This window comes from Allomuricauda sp. ARW1Y1 (genome assembly GCF_013407935.1).
Classification (GTDB): domain Bacteria; phylum Bacteroidota; class Bacteroidia; order Flavobacteriales; family Flavobacteriaceae; genus Flagellimonas.
Map to the genome: position 1 here is coordinate 16,005 of NZ_JACBZU010000010.1, position 15,822 is coordinate 31,826.

At 44.4% G+C, this 15,822-nt stretch carries 14 protein-coding genes; 10 read left to right on the plus strand and 4 right to left on the minus strand.

Annotated features, from left to right (window positions below):
* Position 1 precedes the first annotated feature (1 nt).
* On the plus strand, positions 2 to 889 hold the full coding sequence (locus tag GGE08_RS15935) for a nucleoside phosphorylase (protein WP_179385882.1): 888 nt from the start codon (positions 2 to 4) through the stop codon (positions 887 to 889).
* Between the two features lie 70 nt (positions 890 to 959).
* The gene (locus GGE08_RS15940; RefSeq protein ID WP_179385883.1) at positions 960 to 1,808 is read left to right on the plus strand and encodes a substrate-binding domain-containing protein; all 849 of its coding nucleotides are present in this window, start codon (positions 960 to 962) and stop codon (positions 1,806 to 1,808) included.
* Between the two features lie 56 nt (positions 1,809 to 1,864).
* On the opposite strand, the gene GGE08_RS15945 is transcribed toward GGE08_RS15940, so the two are convergent.
* Together GGE08_RS15945 and GGE08_RS15950 are read right to left on the minus strand one after the other, a co-directional pair.
* On the minus strand, positions 1,865 to 2,530 hold the full coding sequence (locus tag GGE08_RS15945) for a uracil-DNA glycosylase (RefSeq protein ID WP_179385884.1): 666 nt from the start codon (positions 2,528 to 2,530) through the stop codon (positions 1,865 to 1,867).
* 8 nt (positions 2,531 to 2,538) lie between these two features.
* Positions 2,539 to 2,682, minus strand: coding sequence for a hypothetical protein (locus GGE08_RS15950; protein WP_179385862.1), 144 nt, complete (start codon positions 2,680 to 2,682; stop codon positions 2,539 to 2,541).
* Between the two features lie 84 nt (positions 2,683 to 2,766).
* Between GGE08_RS15950 and GGE08_RS15955 the strand changes: the two genes are divergently transcribed.
* The 3 genes from GGE08_RS15955 to GGE08_RS15965 all read left to right on the plus strand — a co-directional run bounded on the left by GGE08_RS15955 (position 2,767) and on the right by GGE08_RS15965 (position 7,575).
* A complete protein-coding gene (locus GGE08_RS15955) occupies positions 2,767 to 4,938 on the plus strand; it encodes an endonuclease MutS2 (protein ID WP_179385885.1) in 2,172 nt (723 codons plus the stop codon).
* Positions 4,939 to 5,304: 366 nt separating this feature from the next.
* Positions 5,305 to 5,847, plus strand: a complete 543-nt coding sequence (locus GGE08_RS15960) for a hypothetical protein (RefSeq protein WP_179385886.1) — start codon at positions 5,305 to 5,307, stop codon at positions 5,845 to 5,847.
* A 273-nt stretch (positions 5,848 to 6,120) separates the two neighbouring features.
* The gene (locus GGE08_RS15965; protein WP_179385887.1) at positions 6,121 to 7,575 is read left to right on the plus strand and encodes a Gfo/Idh/MocA family protein; all 1,455 of its coding nucleotides are present in this window, start codon (positions 6,121 to 6,123) and stop codon (positions 7,573 to 7,575) included.
* Positions 7,576 to 7,831: 256 nt separating this feature from the next.
* Here GGE08_RS15965 and GGE08_RS15970 read toward each other — a convergent pair whose 3' ends face one another.
* Positions 7,832 to 9,418 carry a thiol-activated cytolysin family protein gene (locus GGE08_RS15970; protein WP_179385888.1) on the minus strand — a complete coding sequence of 529 codons (1,587 nt, stop codon included), beginning with the start codon at positions 9,416 to 9,418 and terminating at the stop codon, positions 7,832 to 7,834.
* 221 nt (positions 9,419 to 9,639) lie between these two features.
* Between GGE08_RS15970 and GGE08_RS15975 the strand changes: the two genes are divergently transcribed.
* A complete protein-coding gene (locus tag GGE08_RS15975) occupies positions 9,640 to 11,631 on the plus strand; it encodes a tetratricopeptide repeat protein (RefSeq protein ID WP_179385889.1) in 1,992 nt (663 codons plus the stop codon).
* A gap of 82 nt (positions 11,632 to 11,713) precedes the next feature.
* Positions 11,714 to 13,387 (plus strand): hypothetical protein, encoded by a 1,674-nt coding sequence (locus GGE08_RS15980; protein WP_179385890.1) that lies wholly within the window; start codon positions 11,714 to 11,716, stop codon positions 13,385 to 13,387.
* A gap of 212 nt (positions 13,388 to 13,599) precedes the next feature.
* On the opposite strand, the gene GGE08_RS15985 is transcribed toward GGE08_RS15980, so the two are convergent.
* Positions 13,600 to 13,875: a hypothetical protein gene (locus GGE08_RS15985; protein ID WP_179385891.1), complete on the minus strand. Its 276-nt coding sequence runs from the start codon at positions 13,873 to 13,875 to the stop codon at positions 13,600 to 13,602.
* A 361-nt stretch (positions 13,876 to 14,236) separates the two neighbouring features.
* Here GGE08_RS15985 and GGE08_RS15990 point away from each other — a divergent pair, with 361 nt between their 5' ends.
* From GGE08_RS15990 to GGE08_RS16000, 3 genes are all read left to right on the plus strand, one after another.
* Complete coding sequence (locus GGE08_RS15990; protein WP_179385892.1) at positions 14,237 to 14,623, plus strand: hypothetical protein; 387 nt, start codon at positions 14,237 to 14,239, stop codon at positions 14,621 to 14,623.
* Between the two features lie 147 nt (positions 14,624 to 14,770).
* Positions 14,771 to 15,445, plus strand: coding sequence for a hypothetical protein (locus tag GGE08_RS15995; protein ID WP_409553501.1), 675 nt, complete (start codon positions 14,771 to 14,773; stop codon positions 15,443 to 15,445).
* A 3-nt stretch (positions 15,446 to 15,448) separates the two neighbouring features.
* Positions 15,449 to 15,766 carry a hypothetical protein gene (locus tag GGE08_RS16000; protein WP_179385893.1) on the plus strand — a complete coding sequence of 106 codons (318 nt, stop codon included), beginning with the start codon at positions 15,449 to 15,451 and terminating at the stop codon, positions 15,764 to 15,766.
* The last annotated feature ends 56 nt before the right edge of the window (positions 15,767 to 15,822 follow it).

The following is a 15,822-nucleotide window of genomic DNA, read 5'->3' on the forward strand; positions in this document are numbered from 1 at the left end:
TATGGATGCTTCACTGGGCAATTCAGAGCTGATTCTGAATGCTGATGGGAGCATTTACCATCTCAATCTTCTTCCAGAGGATATTGCAGACACCATTATCACCGTCGGCGATCCCGATCGCGTGCAGGCGGTTTCCAAATACTTTGATACAGTAGAAATCAAGAAACAAAAGCGGGAATTTGTAACCCACACGGGTACCTATTCCGGGAAACGCATCACCGTAATCTCCACAGGCATTGGCACGGACAATATTGACATCGTTTTTAATGAATTGGACGCGCTGGCCAATATCGATTTCGAGTCAAGGGAAATCAAACAGCAGAAAAGAACACTGAATTTTATACGGGTCGGTACATCTGGGTCTCTGCAGGCCAATATTCCCGTAGACTCCTTTGTGATGAGCAGTACAGGTGTCGGGTTTGATAATTTGCTACACTTCTACGATGGTGGACACATCAAAAACCAAGTCTTGGAAAAGGTCTTGAGCGATTACCTGGGCTGGAGCCACTACCAAATCCACCCCTATGCTGTTGATTTTGACCAAGATTTAGCCAATCAATTTACTCATAATCGTATACGATTTGGCATAACCGCAACTAATTCAGGTTTTTATGGGCCACAAGGAAGGTCGTTGCGACTAGCGCCCGCCATCGCGGACTTTAATGAGAAATTAGCTGGTTTTTCATATGATGGGAGGCAGATTACCAACCTAGAAATGGAGACTTCTGGTATCTATGGCCTCGCTAAATTACATGGACACCGTGCTGTTTCGCTCAATGCTATCTTGGCCAACAGGGCCACTGGGGAGTTTTCCAAAAATGGACATCGAACCATTGATGAGCTGATACAGTTTACCTTGGAACACCTCTCCAATAGTCAACTGGTATAATTTTTTGGATGGGTTTTTTTGACAGATACCAAACGGCATCCTATTTTTAGATTTCTAAGCACAAAACTATATGAAAAAGGTACGCATCATTGGGGTTCCAGAGCATTTTAATCTGCCTTGGCATTTAGCTATGGAAGACAACGCTTTCGAAGACAGGGGAATTAAGCTCCAATGGACCGATATACCCGAAGGAACGGGCAAAATGACCCAAATGCTTCAAGATGGCGAAGCCGATATGGGCATTATCCTCACCGAAGGCATCATCAAGAGCATCTCCCAAGGCAATCCAAGTAAAATTGTGCAAACCTACGTGTCGTCCCCCCTCCTTTGGGGTATCCACGTAGCAGCCAACAGCGACAGAACTTCGATTGCTTCATTGCAACATGATAAAGTAGCCATCAGCCGCATGGGAAGTGGAAGCCATCTTATGGCCTACATCAATGCGCAAAACCAAGGTTGGGACACAGGAAACCTTCAATTTGAGATCATCAACAACCTCGATGGTGCCGTGGAAAGCTTAACTCAGGGTTCCCGCGCTTATTTTATGTGGGAACATTTTACCACAAAACCGTTGGTGGACAAAGGAATCTTCAAACGCGTTGGCGACTGCCCTACTCCATGGCCCTGCTTTGTGATTGCAGCAAACAATAGCTTTTTACAAGCGAATGAGGGCTTGGTAAAACACATTTTGGAAGTGATCAATACCTATACCGTGGAATTCAAACAAATTCCCAGTATCGACAGAACCTTGGCCAACCGCTACGAACAGCAATTGGAGGATATCCAACAATGGCTTTCCAAAACCCACTGGGGACAGGAACAACTCTCCGACAAGACCGTCAATGAAGTACAAGCCAGACTACACAACCTGAATTTGATAGCGGAGGTTCAGGATGCATCACACTTCCTCTGGAGATAGTTTTTCAAAAAGTGATGTCTGGTCCATCGGAGTCGAAAGACAAGGGGTGACAGATGTCACCAATCAATCGGCTCTTTCCCCATTTGGGCCAGCAATTTGTTGGTGGCACTAAAATGCTGGTTGCCAAACCACAGACCTCGGTTAGCGCTCAAAGGACTAGGGTGTCCCGATGTGAGGATATGATGCTTGGTTTTGTCGATAAGCTTTGCTTTTTTCTTCGCGAACCCGCCCCAAAGCAAAAACACCACTCCTTCCAGTTCGGTGGAAACCGTTTGAATGACCGCGTCCGTAAAGCGTTCCCAGCCTTTATTTTGATGACTGCCCGCTTCATGGGCCCGCACGGTTAGGGTAGCATTGAGCAACAGCACCCCCTGCTCCGCCCAGCGCTCTAAATTGCCGCTTTTCGGATAAGGTTTTTGCACATCCACTTTGATTTCCTTAAAAATATTCACCAAGGATGGTGGGTGTGGGATGCCATCCTTCACGGAAAAACACAGGCCATTGGCCTGATTGGGCCCATGGTACGGGTCCTGCCCTATGATCACCACCTTGGTTTCTTGGAACGGACAATGGTCAAAAGCAGAAAAAATGTCCTTACCCTTTGGGTAACAGGTATGATTTTGATATTCCTGTTTCACGAATGTTGCCAAATCCTGAAAATAAGCTTGTTCAAATTCCCGGTCCAACTGCGCTTTCCAGCTAGGTTCAATGTTCACGTTCATGCCGTTTCTTACTTCTTTTTGGTCAATTTATAGATCAAATAGCCAATACCGGCTACAAAATGCAACAAAATCACCGCTGCAATAATATAGATTACCGTGTTATCGCCTCTCATCACTTTGTAATGGGTTGATTCGTTTTCAGTGGATGTCAAAAGTACGTAATGCCAATTGTTTTTACAGGCACTACGGTTACAAAACACTTCAAAATCCTATCTTTGCGCTGCTAGTAGAAAAAGATGCGAAACATTCACTCCAAAACACTTCAAGACCTCGAATTCCCGACCGTATTGACCCAACTCGCTGTACGCTGCAATACCGAATTGGGCAAGGAACGGGCGTTGGACATCCAACCGTATCGAAAAAAAGAGGAATTGATGGCCGTATTGGGGCAAACCTCGGAGTATTTGGCCTCTTTTTCCAACGACAACCGCATTCCAAATCATGGTTTTGACCACATCAACAGTGAACTGGGCCTGTTAAAGATTGACAACAGCACTTTGGAAATCACTGGTTTCCGAAAAATCGGGGGGATTTGCAAAACCGTGGAAATCCACCAGAAATTCTTTAAAAAATTCAAGGAATACTATCCTTTGCTTTTTGATAAGGTCAATGGACTGGAGCTGCATCCCGAGATTCCGGATGCGATAGATGCGGTGATCGACAAATTCGGTGAAGTCAAGGATTCCGCTTCCAACGACCTCCGTTTGATTCGAATGCAGATCAACGAAGTACGGAGCAAGATCAATCAAAGTTTTAGCAGTGCCTTGGGCCGCTACCAATCCTTGGACTTTTTGGACGAAATCCGGGAATCCGTCATGGAAAACCGTAGGGTGTTGGCCGTAAAAGCCATGCACCGCAAAAAGGTGAAAGGCACGGTGATGGGCACCTCCAAAACCGGAAGCATTGTTTACATAGTACCGGAAGCTACGCTTTCGCACACCCGCGAGCTGAGCAATCTGGAGTTTGAGGAAAAGGAAGAGATCCAACGTATCCTCAACCAGTTAACGGACCAGATTCGGCCCTATTTGGAACTGTTGAAAGCCTACCAATCCTACTTGGCGGAAACCGACATTACCGCGGCCAAGGCCAAGTATGCCAACGAAATGAACGGTTTGTTGCCCGAAATCAACGAGGAGCGGGAACTGTATCTGAGGGATGCCTTCCACCCCCTACTCTACTTGTCCAACAAACGAAAGAACGAAAAGACCTGGCCACAGACCATTAAACTGCATACGGAAAACCGTATTATCGTCATTTCCGGGCCCAATGCGGGCGGAAAAAGTATCACGCTAAAGACCATCGGACTACTTCAAGTCATGCTTCAAAGCGGGATGCTGATACCCGTGCACGAACGTAGTTCTGTCTGCTTTTTTGATCAAATCTTAACGGATATTGGCGATAATCAATCCATTGAAAATCATTTAAGTACATACAGTTATCGGCTCAAGAACATGAACCGCTTCCTGCGGAAATGCAACGAACGGACGCTATTCCTCATCGATGAGTTTGGAACGGGTAGCGACCCTGAATTGGGCGGTGCTTTGGCGGAAGCCTTTTTGGAGGTCTTTTACGAGCGCGAAGCCTATGGGGTCATCACCACACACTACGCCAATCTCAAGGCCTTGGCCAACGAGTTGCCGCATGCCACCAATGCCAATATGCTGTTCAACGCCAAAACGCTGGAACCCACTTTCCAATTGGTATTGGGCGAAGCGGGCAGTTCCTTTACGTTTGAGGTGGCCCAAAAGAACGGTATCCCCTATTCCTTGATCAACAAGGCGAAGAAGAAAATTGAACGCGGCAAGGTCCGGTTTGATGCCACCATTGCCAAACTGCAGAAAGAGCGCAGCAAAATGGTGGAAACAGGCTCCAAGCTGAAGGAAGAGGAAATCAAGGCGCGTGAAGAATCCGAGCGGTTGGAAAAGCTGAATTCCAAGATCAAGTCCAAGTTGGAGAGCTATCAGGAGATGTACGACCACAACCAACGGATGATTCAATTGGGCAACAAGGTGAACACCGCCGCCGAAAAATACTTTATCGACAAGAAAAAGCGCCCCTTGATTTCTGAAATGCTTCGCATTGTGGAAACCGAAAACAGCAAACGCAGAAAGACCACGGCCAAAAAGGCCAAAGCGAAACAGCAGGAGCAACAGCAAGTGGCCCAAGAATTGGAGCAACAGATCAAAAAGGTGCGGGTAGAGAAAAAGATCAAAAAGAAGAAAGAAATCCAGGCCGAAAAGAACAAACCCCGACCTGTGTTTAAAGTGGGCGACCGCGTGCGCTTGCAGGATGGCAAAGCCGTAGGCAGTATCGATACCCTGGAAAAAGGCAAGGCCGTGGTCAACTACGGAATGTTCACCACCAATGTAAGCGTGGACCAACTGGAATTGGTCGAGGCGAAGAAATAAATCCAATTGATGATGCTAGTTGGATACTGAGCGCCTGCCTACCGCAGGCAGGTAGTCGAGGTATGCAAGGGTGTTTACTACAAACTATATTGTAGGTGGATTCCCGTTTTCACAGGAATGACAAATCAACAGTTTTTATGATTATCGCCATTTCGAAATGAGGAGGGCACCGACGATGGAGAAATCTCTTCGCCTTCTTTCGATTTCTCACATCCGTTCGAAATGACAGGCTGCCATCATGAATAGTGTTGATAACTCTACATAAATCAGTCACTTACCCCATTGCATGTCACGGTTTTTTCAACGAAATTCGTTACCTGTGCTGAACTGGATTCAGTATCGGTGGATATAAGTTTAAGGAAGATTATGAAAAAAAATAGATTCATTTACATTATGTCATTTGCTTTTCTCATCACATCGTGTAATGAACAATCTTTTCAACTTGATGACATACTCCAACAATGTTATGATTCAAAATATCAACAAGAGGGTTATGACATCAAAGCTATTATTGATAATTATGAAAAGTTATTAATCAACGATGGTGTTTTAATAGATGGAAATGGAAAAAGCTATTTGGAGGTGTACAATAAAGTTATTTCTGATAAGGGCTTTCGCATTATTACCGAGCCTTTTCAAGAATATGACCCATGGCACAAAATTGATAAGAAAATCGCCGTAACCGTATTTGAGTGTGAACGCCAAATGATTGAATTAGCAAAAAAAGAAGACTCGAGATGGATTAATTTATTTAACAAATTTGAAGCAGCGGAAATAAAAGAAAATCCAGAAATGATGTATCAAGAAATGCAGGAAAACCTATCCAAAAAGGATTTAAAATCTTACTATTTTAAACTTAAAATGTTCAACATTTTTGATATGGTAAATGCCAAATGGGAAAATCTGTGACCAATACCGTCATCATCTTCAAAATGAATAAAAATACGCTGCAAAAAAGTGTTAAATCTATAGCCCAGTACTTTTAAGGCCTATAATTTCTCACACCCTTAAATCTATCTAATTCAATCCTACTCGGAAAATTCCTAAGATTTTTACTCCCTACGGAATCATACACAAACAAGATAACGACCTCATTCCCCCCCCCCACACATTATAACCCCCAACCTTCCCCTCCAATTTTTCCTTATCTTGTTTAGCAATTACAAACCAACCTAACACCTCATGAAAAAGTCAACCTCCTCCAGCCGAAGAAAATTCGTCAAAAACACCGCACTTGCCTCCAGTGTGTTTATTGTTCCCCGCCATGTGCTGGGCGGTAAGGGCTTTTTGGCCCCATCCGACCGCTTGAACATCGCTGCGATAGGCGCAGGTGGTAAAGGAGCAAGCGATATTGCCAATGCCTCCGTCAGCGGCCGTGAAAACGTAGTGGCCCTCTGTGATGTGGATTTTTCCGGCTCTGCCAAACAATCGGTGGGGCGCTTTCCCAAAGCACAGTTGTTTGCCGATTACCGGGAAATGCTGGATACCGTAAAAGATATCGATGCGGTGACCATCAGTACGCCCGACCATGTTCACGGACCCGCTGCGGCCTATGCCATGGAGCGCGGCAAGCATGTGTATGTGCAAAAACCGATGACGCATAACATCCGCGAGGCCCGTATGCTCACCCAAATGGCCCGCGACCAAAAGGTGGTGACCCAAATGGGGAACCAAGGCGCATCCAACCCCCTCTTGGGCTTGGTGCAAAAATGGGTGGATTCCGGTGCGCTGGGCCGCATCACAAAGGTGGAAATATGGACGAACCGTCCCGTATGGCCCCAAGGCAATGCCATGCCCAAAGCGGACCCGTCCAGCAAGCCCAACGATTTGAACTGGAACCTGTGGCTGGGCCCTGCACCCATGCGCCCCTACACCCCTAACCTGCATCCGTTCAACTGGAGAGGTTGGTGGGATTACGGCACTGGTGCCTTGGGCGATGTGGGCTGTCATTTGATCGATATTCCCTACCGCACCCTCAAATTGGGCTACCCTACCGCCGCAGAGTGCAGCGTGGGCACGGTGTTCTCCCAAATGTGGAATCCCGATTACCACCCCGAAGGCTGTCCGCCCTCCTCCTTCATTACCTTGAACTATGAGGCCACCGATAAAACAGCAGCTCCCTTGGTCATGACCTGGAGCGATGGCGGCATCCGTCCCTCCCACCCTGATATCATCCCTGCAGATAGCGATATTGGCGGACCTGGAAGTTATAACGGTGTGCTCATCCATGGGGAGCATGGGGTCATCTCCACCAATATCAACGACAGTTCGCCCTTAACGCCCAAGCTGTACATGGGTAATGGCGTTACCGAATTTGGCCCAGAAGTGGAGGACATGACAGAACCCGAGTATGGGCACCAAAGACAATGGGTGGATGCCTGTAAAGCAGGATTTGGCAGTGCCGAACACCAAAACCTTACCTCTTCCTTTGACTATGCCGGTCCGATGACCGAAACCGTGCTGATGGGCAACTTGGCCATACGAAGCTATATGTTGCGTAGGGAAAACGACAAGGGCAATATGGAGTTCTACGGTCGTAAAAAGCTATTGTGGGACGGGGAAAATATGGAAATCACCAATTTTGAGGATGCCAACCAGTTTGTGACCCGCACTTATCGTGAAGGTTGGGAGATGTGAGGATTCACCAGACAAGGTCTTGAGTTTTAGCAACGGTCTAAAATAGCTGTTTCGGCCAGCAGTTCTCGACTGCGCTCGAACTGACAAAGTTCAGCTATTGCATGCTTTTGGACAGCCTCCTGTCGTTAGAGATTTTTTGTCATTTCGAGTGGACATAGCAACGAGAAATCGCTATGTCAATCTCTCCTTGATGGGAATAAAAACAGCCGGCATCAAATGGTTGAACCCCACTTGAGCGGCCGACTGTCAGCACTAGTTAATTACAGCTAATGGGTGAAAGTGTAATCTGAAGAAGTAAATTATTGGTCACTTCGAAGCACTTTTGACTGCTTAGATACCCATAAGACCTAGGACTTCCTAATGCCCTCCAAACAAAAGCATCCTGAAACTGGAATTCCACTTCCACATCATGCGCTCCATCCGGTGGACTTTTCACGGAGCGTTGTCCATTGTTTACGGTGTTATAGCCACCAATCACCGTATTGTTGGTTCCGGCGGTTTTATAAATAAACCTGTACCGAACATCAAAAATTGAGTTGTTGTCCACGTCAACACTGGCATGATCATACCTAAATGTTTGGCAACTTTCCACTCGATAATCCGTGGTATACCCCATTTTGGCCAGCGTATTGTCTTTTAAGTACCGAATGGTATAGGCAATGGGCACTCCCGGATTATCTCTACTGTACACCGCATTCTCTCCCGTAATTACACTGTTCAAAGAACCATAGCCCGATTCAATATCCGCTAAATTGATGGCCTCGGAGGCTGCTTCGGCATTTCCACCAATGGTAACCACCGTTATGTTGGACGTTTTTAAAATTTCATCATAGGTCGAGTTGACCGTTCCCACACCACTCACGCCACCGGCGTATTCCAAAACTGCATCCAACTCAACCGACGTATTCGTATTGGTGGTTTCCATACGCACCATAATGATGCGTCCGTACGAAACGGAACTCACATAGGCTGGCGGTGTATCGGAATCCATGGCAGATGCAACAGCAGCTTGGCTTACAGAGGTATCAAAAACACTGCCAGGGGAGCTTGGTGTGTCCATCGTCACGGTGTAGAAAACTTGTTTGAACACTACCCCGGCATATCGCTTCTCCGTTGTGCTTTCATATTCAAATTGTGAGGCCAATGATCCCGTGGCCCATTCCACATTCAGGCCAACATCCAAACTAAATTGCTTGGAAGAGTAGGAAGTGGAAGCTTGATAAGAAGAATTGGAAGCGTTCACATACCCCTCTTGGTAGGCGTTTGCGTTCCACCACTCCAAAGCATTATCAATACTGGACTGTACGGAGGAGTTTGTGGGATTGTCCACCACAATGTTCCCTTGCGATCCAATTCCCGGTAGGTCCAACCGAAGCGTTACCGGTGCCCGACCCAAGGTCAAAGGGTCTGGAGCGCCATCCAGCATACCTTGGTTGCCCACGACCAAGGCCCCGGGAAAAACAATACCATTGGTCGGACGCAAAATGGCCACATCGTCAAAATTGGACTCCAAATTGTAGTCCTGTGTCCTGCATTCGAAAAGCTGTCCCAATGTAGGGCCTGTATTTATGGTATTATCATTGGTTACGGTACGTTCCGTGGCGCCCCCGCCCGTATCTTGAACATTTAAAAGCTCATCGGGATTGTAAGATAGATTTTCAATATATGCGTTAATGGCCTCCAGGTCATCATTTTCCTCACCGCCATTTTCGCCTCCGTTTTCTCCTCCTTTGTCAATGGGTGGGTCCGTTCCTTCATCCTTGCTGCACGAAACAGCTAGGCATAATGTCATGGACCATATCAACAAGGTCCATAAGTTGATTTTTTTTGAAATTGATTTCATAACTAATTGGTTTAAAGGGTTCAACGTTGTCGAAATTAGACTTCAAACCGTCACCAACCTATTTACTGATATGGACAAAGTATGGACACACAAGGATTTAATACGGTTTAAGGGAGATGGACATTGGTTGTACTCAGGATGTTTATAAAGATTATATTTAATTGATAATCAATATTTTATGTCGTAAATAAAACAGTAAGTCCCATCTAAATCCATGGACAATGAATGGACAAGGGGGTTTGGACCCATATATTGGGAGGTTACAGCGCTCTGGATTATTTATTACTTTAGAAAGCATAAAGGATAACCTCGTGAAACACTACACCATTATTTTAAGCTTGCTTTCCCTTTTTTGGCAATCCGTAAACGCCCAAGGCCGGGAAAAAGAATTGGACAGTTTGATCACCCGCGCCGAACAACTTCCAGAATCCATTGAAAAAGCCCAAGTGCTTTCCCGAATACATGAACGGATGATGTTCACAGACCCCGATAAGGCTCGAGACTACGCACAACAAGCGTTTGACCTTTCGGAAAAACTGGACTACAAAAAGGGAATTGCCAATGGCTATCTTCAATTTGGGAATTATTTTTCCAACCGAACCGAGAACGACTCAGCTACCTATTTCTATGAGCTTTCATTGGAGAAATTCAAGGAAATAAAGTCCATAAGGGGACAAATTTTCGCCAACCATTCCCTAGCCGGAATTGAACGTGAAAAGGGAAATTATGACAAGGCCATTGAAATTACCCATCGAAACATCGCACTTTATAATGATCAAAACAGAAACGAGACCGATTTAAAGGAATTCAATCTGATCGGTGCAGAATATGAGGTTTTGGGAAGCGTTTACATGGACAAGGGCAATTATACCCTGGCCCTAAATGAAACCCTAAATGCGCTACGTTTTTTTGAAGAGGTGGGAGACAAGGTACGAAAGGGAGATGCATTGTTGCAATTGGGACAGATTGAATACAAGCTTGGGAATTTTAACGCCTCCCTTGCCTATGAGGAGGAAGCCTTTTCCATTTATCGCGATGAAGATGATAAGGTATACCAATCCTATGCCGCCAACCATGCTGGTTTGGCCGCTGAAGCGCTTGGGGATATGCAAAAGGCTGAGGAGTACCAAAGAGCGGCCATGACATTGGCACAAGAAGTGGGCGTAAAATCAACTTTATCCACTGCATTACGGGATTTGGGTCGAATTTATTCCAAAAAAGGGCTCTTGAATGATGCAAGAACGTTTTTGGAAGAGTCTTATACCGTATCGGAAAGTACTGGCATACAACTGGACATAGCTTCTTCGCTCAAAGAACTTGCACAAGTTGACTACCAATCCAAAGAGTTTAGCGAAGCCCTTAAAAAAATGGATCGCGTAATTGAAATGGCCGAAAGCATTGGTGCCGTTTCCATCCTTGGACAATCCTACAAGGAACGCAGTCAAATCCACGAAAGCTTGGGCAAATACACCAATGCCATAGCGGACCTAAGAACATATCAAATCATAAACGATAGTATTTTCAACAGTAGAAAGTCCCAGCAAATAGAAGAACTCAAAACCATTTACGAAACCGAAAAGAAAGAAGCCGAAATCGCCCTGCAAGAAGAAGAAATCAACACCTTGAACGCACAGGCCAAAGTGGACCAACTCACCAAAGGTTTATACGCTGGAGGTATGGCCTCTGCCCTAGCCCTTTCCGGTCTTTTGGTGTTCGGTTACCGTCAGAAAATGAAGAAAAACAAGATCGCTCGCGAAAAGCAGGAGGAAATCTACAAACAGGAAATTGAACACAAAAAGAAAGAACTCGCCAGCCAGACCCTGCATTTGGTGCAGAAAAACACCTTTATCCAAGAGTTGATGGACAACCTGGAGAACATCAAAAACTCGCCGGAAAAGTTCAAGATGGAATTTCGGCGGATTGTGATGCTGCTAAAAAAGGAAAATGCCTCCGATAAGGACTGGGAAGTGTTCAAAACCTATTTTGCCGAGGTCCACAATGATTTTGACCAAAAACTCAAGACGATCTATCAAGATATTTCGGAAAAGGAAATCCGGTTGGCTGCCTTTTTGCGCATGAACCTGACCACCAAGGAAATTGCGGCCACACTGAATGTATTGCCCGATAGTATCCTGAAATCGAAATACCGCTTAAAGAAAAAATTGGGATTGGATAAGGACATGGATCTGTCCAATTTTCTTGGTTCCTTGTAGGTCAAATTCATCATCCACTCCATTAGCTGTTGTTTTTGAACCCTATTTAGGCGAACTTAGAGACCAACTAAACAGCAACCCATTGAAAACAACCACCATCACCCTAGCGTTATTGACCTTACTTTGTGTCGGCTGCCAAACTGAAAAGAAAAGCGGTCCAGAAGAAAACCAGACCAAAACCACATTTACCTCCAACGATTATGGAGAGTTGGTCGCCCTGTTCAAGGAATGGAGAGCCTTCGAAACTCCACCGCTATTGGACGGAGCGCCCGATTATACCGCGGAGACCTTTGACAAACGCTGGCCAAAGTTTAAAGAATTGCAGTCAAAACTACAAGCTATCGACACCACCAACTGGTCGGTGGAAAACCAAGTGGATTGGATGATCGTATGGGCCGAAATGAACGGTTATGACTTTAACCATCGAATTTTGAAGCCTTGGGTGCGCGACCCCGCCTATTACAAATCGGTTTGGACCGCCCGTAGCGATGTGCCCGCCCACGAGGGACCCACCCATCATGGCACCACGGAGCTCTGGACCTACAGGTTTCCCCTTTCAAAAGAGGAAAGGGACAGACTTTTAAATGACTTGAAAGTGATTGCGCCACTGAACGCACAGGCACAAAAAAACCTGACAGGAAACGCCAAGGATTTATGGATTGCCGGGATTCGGGATATTGAAACCCAAAGCGAGGTATTGTCCGAACTTAAAAAACAGCCAAGCCTTGCGGAGGATACCGAATTGATTGGAGTGATCGATCACGCCATATCATCCACCAACGAATTTGCGACTTGGTTACGCGCCGAAGCGGAGACCAAAACAGGCCCTTCGGGCATTGGCAAGGAGAATTACACCTGGTATTTGCAAAATGTCCACTTGGTGCCCTTGACATGGGAAGATGAAGTCATGATCCTAAAGCGGGAACTGGACCGCGCATGGGCCTCCCTAAAACTGGAGGAACACAAAAATCGCAACCTGCCCGAGTTGGTCGCTGCAGATTCCCCCGAAGCGTATGATACCATGGCCGATGAAGCCGCCAAAAGTTTGATCAATTTTCTGGACCAGCAGGACATCGTTACCGTAAAACCCTATTTTGATACGGCCCTACGCGAGCACTTGGGCGAGTTCATCCCCGAGGAAAAGCGCAATTTCTTCACCATAGGTGAACATTACGACCCCAGACCGCTCTATTCCCATTTTTACCATTGGTTTGAACTGGCACGAATGGATACCGAGCCTCACCCCAGTGAAATTCGGAAAGGCCCTTTGTTGTACAATATTTGGGATTCCCGAAACGAGGGAACCGCAACCGCCGTGGAAGAAATGTTTATGCAGGCCGGACTGTACGAAGACAGTCCAAGGGCGCGTGAGATAGTATATATCATGATTGCGCAGCGTGCCGCACGGGGCTTGGGCTCCCTCTACGCCCACGCCAACGAAATGACCATGGAAGAGGCCGGCGGCATCCATAGCGAATACACCCCAAGGGGCTGGATGAAAACCGAAAAGGAACTCCTCATTTTTGAACAGCACCTCTATTTGCGCCAACCCGGGTATGGCACCAGCTACATTACCGGAAAGTACTTATTGGAAAGTGCGATGGCCGCATACTCCCATCAAAAAGAGGCCAACGGGGAGAACTTTGTGCTTAAGGACTTTTTTGATACCCTAAACAGCATTGGCTGTATTCCCATATCGCTGACCCATTGGCAAATGACGGGCAGCAAGGAGCATTTGAAGCACATTATGGAATAAGAACAAAAGGAAAGGGGGCCGCGAAGGCCCTCCCACCCTTTACCATTTTCCAATGAACAATTGGCACTGATCAATAGCCATTCGAGTAATCCGTGAAATGCATTCCAATCTGCTTTAATTTGGGTCTTGTTTCTTGACTCCTGACTCCATTTTCAACGTTCCATCTCCATTCACCCTTCACCTTTCACCTTTCACCCTTCACCCTTCACCTTTCACCCTTCACGAACAATAACCTCAATACACTCCCACAGCACTTTGATATGGTAGAGTGCGTCCTTTTCTTCCTCATCAATAGGTTCGGTGGAGTGATACACGGCAATATCGTGCAGCAGTTTTAGGGATTTTACCAGATGGGGGCCATCCAGGGCATCGGCGTAGTCTAGCAATTGTACTTGGCCTGGGCTGAGCATTTGGGGAGTTTTGGGAGCGCTTTGCGCCTCCGCATTACTGCCGTGGGGGCAGTTTTTTTGACCTTTTGAGTGTAGCATAACAAAAGAAATTAAAGTTAAAGAGAGGACAGGTCACTGCTACACTCATCAAAGCGGTGCCTTGAAGGTCTGAGGACTTTCACCCTTTTGCCTGTCCTTTAATTGTTCAAATGAGGTTGGATAGGCACCTTAATTTCGATAAGTGTAGCACTTCAAATATACATTTTATCCGGAAATAGAAAACAGTTGTTGGTTGATAACTTCTTACAACTGGGGAGATTACGCTATTGCTTTTGAAAGAAATTTCGGTGAAATTAGTGACCGATGATGAAATACATCGGTTATAGGCCTTTTTGGGGGTATGGCCATGTGTTTTATGCTTATATAAACAGGTTGTATGCAATGCCTAAAAACGAACTGAATGGAAAAAAAAGAACTAAATCATCATAAAAATATCTTTCAAGATTGTAATATCAATTTTCTAATTGGTTCTGGCCTTTCTAATCCATTTTTTGGAACACTTGGCAATATTGAAACTTGGCTTGAAGGTCTTGAAGATTTAAAGTCAAAGAAGTCTATAAAATACAAAGAATATTTATTGGTTAAAGCAACATTATATAAAACCTATTTCGATGTTGCGATGAAGGGTAATATTGATGTTCATAGTGCCACAATAACATCAGATGAATATGAAGGAAATGAAACCACACCACGAGAAAAACTAAATAACACATACAAAGCTTATAAAGACTTTTTTAAAACTCTAAATCACACTCTTTACGAAAGACGAAGTAATACGGTTAACTAACAAATCAATCTATTTACAACTAACATAGATATCTTCAATGAAAAATTACTGGAGGATTTAGATTTACAATATAACGATGGTTTTAATGGAATTTTTAATAAAAAATTTAGCTTAAGTAATTTCAAGAAATCATTCTATCAAAAAAGTTTGCATTATGATAATATATCTGAAATTCCTGTCTTCAATCTATTAAAAATCCACGGTTCAGTAACCTGGGAAATGCACAATGGAAATATCAATTTTTCTAATCTTGGTATTGTTGAGAGTGTAAATCACGAGATATCAAAATTGTCATTAATCGATATTAAAAAATTAAATGACGACAAATGGAAATCGGATAACAGAAACCTAGATATTAAAGAGATAGTTGATGAAATTGACAAAATGAACCCGAAACCTAATGTCGATGATTTCATTAATTCTTATGAAAAATTACAGATTGTCAACCCTACTAAAGATAAGTTTAGAGACACAACTTTCAACAAAAACTATTACGAGCTATTGAGGTTGTTTGCTAACGAATTAGAGAAGGAAAATACTGTACTTTACGTTATGGGATTTTCGATGGCAGATGAACACATTAGAGAAATCACTATTAGGGCAATTAAATCAAATCCAACTCTAAAAATTTTCCTAGTCTCTTATACCGAAAGTGCTGATGATATTATTTCAAATTTTCTAGATGATTTAGTAGACATAAAAAGTTTCCCAAATGTGGAATTTATCTGTCCAGAAGATGGATTTAATTTGAGGAAATTTAATGACTATTTGCTATTTCCATTAAGAGACTCCATAGTAGAATACAATAAAACCAACGGTTGATTTATGAACGATATTCTACAAAAAGATTCAATTTTCAAAGTTGGTAAAGTAATATCTGTAGAAGGTAGAACAATTAAAGTTGAGGTTGACAAAACAAAAAACTCTGCACATTTATTATATCAAGGAAAATTACTACGCAATATTTCTGTAAACGGTTATGTAAAGATAACAAAAGGCTTTACTAGAATTATTGGAAAAGTAGAAGGAGAGTTCATCGTTGAGGATAAGAAGTATAGCAGTAAGAACTACACGAGCGAAAAACAAAAAATAAAGAGAATATTATGTAGCCTTCCCTTTTTTAGGACATCGCTAAATTCATAAAATTATCATTAATGTCGTCTGTTTCGGGGAAGAATTCTTCCCCGAAACGGTTCTTG